The organism is Arenimonas maotaiensis (assembly GCF_014638745.1).
Classification (GTDB): Bacteria; Pseudomonadota; Gammaproteobacteria; order Xanthomonadales; family Xanthomonadaceae; genus Arenimonas; species Arenimonas maotaiensis.
In genome coordinates this window covers 1-1,266 of sequence record NZ_BMFO01000012.1, presented here as the reverse complement: position 1 = coordinate 1,266, position 1,266 = coordinate 1, and the positions used below count along the sequence as shown (strand labels likewise).

The following is a 1,266-nucleotide window of genomic DNA, read 5'->3' as shown; positions in this document are numbered from 1 at the left end:
GCTAATTGACAGCACAACCATCCCCGGCGATTCGGTTGTCCGTTATAGGTGTCCATCGGTCGCGGCAGCGCGGCCTAACTAATCATTCAAGCCGACGCCTTCGGCGCGGCTTAACTCAATCGTTAGGGCGCACAGGTGAGTGAGTCGAGCGTGCAGATCAAGGCAGGTCCGAGAGAGCGCTTCTTCAACGAGGGTGGCGATTGCATTCCACCGTTCACGGACTCCTCGTGGCGTGGCTGCTGCCTCAACCGAGACCGCTTCGATGCGACCATGATTCCCCGGTTCCTCTTTGAGGCGCTGGTGGCAGCTACCGGCACTCCTGAGATTAGCGTTTACTTTTATACACCCGAAGACTCTCCTGCGTTGGGCGTGGCCGCCAACTGGGCCGCGTTTCGCGCCGTAGCGAGCCGCCCTGCCAATCAGTCTTTAGAGCACGTAATATGTGGCGCCTCCGGGAATTGGGCCGTGCTCTGCGAACTAGATATCGTTGTGGTGGGTGCGTCGCCCGACGTGGCCGCCCGAATCGACAAAGAGCTGGAGCAACACGGCACCAGTCTCAAGCAAATGACTATCTGGGACTATCCGGATCTTCTTTCCCAAGATCTGCGGTATGCGTATATGCGGGCGGTCGTCGGCTTGGAGCCGTCAGGTGCGCCCTAACAAATCATCCAAGCGGACAGCCGACCCGTTACTTGGTATTCTGAGCCTGTTCGCGGCGGCAGCCGCTTAATTCAATCGTTAGAGCCCACATGACTTACCGTGACTTAATCCGAAACAAGGTTTCAGGAATTCTATTCCTAGGAATCGTTTCTTGGATTTGTATGGTAGTGCTGATCTTAGCCGATGTTAATGTTGATGGTTCTAAATTATTTATAGTTATCTGCGCACTAATCTTTGCATTCAGTTCCTTCTATATTAATTGGATAGTTGATTGTCCAAAGTGCATGGTTTCATTAGGCGGTGACACATTACCGATTTGTTATCCAAAAATATTCGTCATAAGAAATTGTAACCACTGTCAAACATGTGGATTTCGCTTTGATAATGAAATAAGTGGGCTCTAACAATTCATCCAAGCGGACAGCCGCCCCGATACTTGGTATTCTGAGCCTGTTCGCGGCGGCAGCCGCTTAATTCAACCGTTAGAACCCCATCTAGGAAGTTCGGTATGCTGCGGCTTCTTCTCACCGTGACCTTGCTTTTAATTACTGGAGATGCAATTTCCTGCTCATACGCTCCCTCCAAGTCATTTCGCGAACAAATTCA

1 protein-coding gene is annotated in these 1,266 nt (G+C 51.5%); it reads left to right on the top strand.

Annotated elements, in window-relative coordinates; translation table 11 throughout:
• Positions 1 to 150: 150 nt before the first annotated feature.
• Positions 151 to 660 carry a hypothetical protein gene (locus tag IEV56_RS10505; protein ID WP_188450315.1) on the top strand — a complete coding sequence of 170 codons (510 nt, stop codon included), beginning with the start codon at positions 151 to 153 and terminating at the stop codon, positions 658 to 660.
• Positions 661 to 1,266 lie beyond the last annotated feature (606 nt).